Here is a 2899-nt window from a genome sequence, read left to right as displayed (position 1 = left end):
CAAGCAGAAACTGAACGTGTTGCAGCTGAGCAAGCTGAAGCTGCTAGAATTGCCGCTGAACAGGCTGCGCAAGCAGAGGCTGAACGTGTTGCAGCCGAACAACTAGAAGCAGAAAGAGTGGCGAGTGAGCAGGTTGAAGCGGAAGAGCAGCAACCAGAGCCACAAGCAAAACCTGTTAAAGAGGGCTTATTCGCTCGACTGAAACGTGGCTTAAAGCGCACCAGTGAAAGCATAGGTAGTGGCTTTGCTGGAATATTCAGTGGCAAGAAGATCGATGATGATCTTTTTGAAGAGTTAGAAGAGCAGCTGTTGATTGCTGACGTTGGTGTTGAAACCACCACTCGCTTAATTAAAAACTTAACTGAGCAAGCAAGCCGTAAACAACTTAAAGATGGCGAAGCGTTATATGATTTGATGCGCGATGAGATGCAAAAGACACTTGATCCTGTCTCTGTGCCACTTATCCCAGAAAATGCAGACGGCCCATTTGTTATTTTGATGGTAGGCGTTAACGGTGTAGGTAAAACAACCACCATTGGTAAGCTTGCCAAGCAGTATCAAGCGCAGGGTAAATCAGTGATGCTCGCCGCCGGTGATACTTTCCGAGCTGCAGCGGTTGAACAGTTGCAAGTATGGGGACAGCGTAACGATATCCCTGTGATTGCCCAGCATACTGGCGCCGATAGTGCTTCAGTGTTGTTTGATGCATTGCAAGCCGCAAGAGCACGTAAAGCCGATGTACTGATTGCTGATACCGCCGGACGCCTACAAAATAAAGCACATTTGATGGACGAGCTAAAGAAAGTCGTTCGAGTGATGAAAAAGCAAGATGAATCAGCCCCTCACGAAGTGATGCTGACCTTAGATGCGAGTACTGGTCAGAATGCTATTAGCCAAGCGCAGCTTTTCCAAGAAGCCGTAGGTGTAACTGGCATTACCATTAGCAAGTTAGACGGTACAGCCAAAGGCGGCGTTATCTTTGCTATTGCAGACAAGTTCGGTATCCCAATTCGTCATATTGGTGTGGGAGAACAGATTGATGATCTTCGCACATTTGACGCTAAAGACTTTATAGAAGCACTCTTTAGTCAATCAAAAGACGACAGCGACACAAAATAACGTTAACTTATAGAGTGATATCGACGACTAAGAAACATAACTAATGATTCGATTTGAGCAAGTCAGCAAAGTATATCCTGGAGGGCAAAAAGCCCTTTCGGATGTAAGCTTTCATTTAAAACGTGGTGAAATGGCATTTCTTACTGGTCACTCAGGTGCCGGCAAGAGTACCTTGCTCAAATTGATCACTGTGATAGAGCGCGCTAATGGCGGTAAAGTGGCTATTAATGGTCACGACATTGCCAAGATCCGTCGTGCTCAAGTTCCCTATCTTCGCCGCGATATCGGCATGATTTTTCAGAACCATCACCTGCTAATGGAAAAGACAGTCTTTGATAATGTGGCCTTGCCATTAATTATTGAAGGGTTTTCTCATGGTGAAATCCGTAAGCGAGTTGCTGGGGCTCTTGATATGGTAGGTCTTTTTGGTAAAGAGCGCCATAAACCCATTATGCTATCTGGTGGTGAGCAGCAACGCGTAGGTATTGCCCGTGCGATTGTGAATAAGCCGCCGCTATTGTTAGCCGATGAGCCGACAGGTAACTTAGATCCTAAGTTGTCGATGGATATCTTACGTTTATTCGAAACCTTTAACGACTCCGGCACTACGGTATTAATTGCGACTCATGATTTAGGACTTATTGCTCGAATGAAATATCGGACTTTAACGCTTAAGCAGGGTCGAGTGCTTGGTGCGCAAGAGCTAGACCAAACCGACACTTTCAGTACTTACTGAGGACTATGATGACTAAGCAACCTCAGTTAACCCGCAGCAAACTTCCCATCTCTGGTCAAATAGTGATGTTCTTTATTCGTCACATTCAGCATGCTATGGCAAGTCTTGGCGAGTTATGGCGCAACCCTATCTCATCAGTCATGACCATGGCGGTACTTGGCGTTAGCCTTAGTTTGCCTGCAGCGCTGCAGGTGCTAGTTAAAAATGCTGAAACCATTACCCAGTCATGGAATAGCGCAGCAGAGATTTCGCTATTTGTTGATGAAGGCCGCAGCGAGAAAAGTATTCAAAGCTTAATCACTCGCTTAAAAGTTTACCCTGAAGTGGCTGAGGTAAATTATATTAATCGCGATCAAGCCTTAGAAGAGTTTCAACGACTTTCGGGCTTTGGTGAAGCATTATCCTATTTAGACGCCAACCCACTCCCCGCAGTGGTGATGGTGACACCTAGCCTTAAGTATTCTAGCCCTGAAGGGGCAAGGGAATTACTGAGCAAGTTAGAGCAGGAAGCTGAAGTTAGCTTTGGCCGTTTAGACATTGAATGGCTTGAACGATTGCAAGCTGTGGTTCGTTTGCTTGAACGCACTGTATTGGCTATTGCCGCGCTGCTTGTATTAGCCGTGGTATTGGTGATTGGTAATACCATTCGTCTGGCGATTATGAATCGCCGCACCGAAATTGAGGTGATGAAGCTGGTTGGGGCGACAGAAGCCTTTATTCAACGTCCATTCCTCTATACCGGGATTTGGTTCGGTATTATTGGTGGAGTATTAGCTTGGGTGATCATTAATTTATTAGTGTGGTATCTCGACTCCGCCTTGGCCGAGTTATTAGGTCTATACGGCAGCCAGTTACATATGGAATCATTGACGCTAACCGAGTTAGGCCAGTTAGTGCTATTGGCATCCTTTCTAGGATGGCTGGGTTCTTACCTTTCTGTAAGGCAGCATCTGCGAGCGATAGAGCCTTCTTAGCGGTATATACCCGTTCTACTTGAAGATGCTCGTTTCAGAGGCATTGTGCCAGTTCAATTCTAGGCGCATT

At 45.9% G+C, this 2899-nt stretch carries 3 protein-coding genes; all 3 read left to right on the top strand.

Annotated features, from left to right (window positions below; genetic code table 11):
* A partial coding sequence (gene ftsY, locus AB4238_RS21805; RefSeq protein WP_372035653.1) for a signal recognition particle-docking protein FtsY occupies positions 1 to 1119 on the top strand: 1119 nt, incomplete at its 5' end.
* A gap of 43 nt (positions 1120 to 1162) precedes the next feature.
* Positions 1163 to 1855, top strand: a complete 693-nt coding sequence (ftsE, locus tag AB4238_RS21800) for a cell division ATP-binding protein FtsE (RefSeq protein ID WP_372035651.1) — start codon at positions 1163 to 1165, stop codon at positions 1853 to 1855.
* 8 nt (positions 1856 to 1863) lie between these two features.
* Positions 1864 to 2829 (top strand): permease-like cell division protein FtsX, encoded by a 966-nt coding sequence (gene ftsX / locus AB4238_RS21795; protein ID WP_372035655.1) that lies wholly within the window; start codon positions 1864 to 1866, stop codon positions 2827 to 2829.
* Positions 2830 to 2899 lie beyond the last annotated feature (70 nt).

This window comes from Shewanella sp. 10N.286.45.A1, assembly GCF_041470405.1.
GTDB lineage: Bacteria > Pseudomonadota > Gammaproteobacteria > Enterobacterales > Shewanellaceae > Shewanella.
This window is presented reverse-complemented; position numbering and strand designations above follow the sequence as displayed.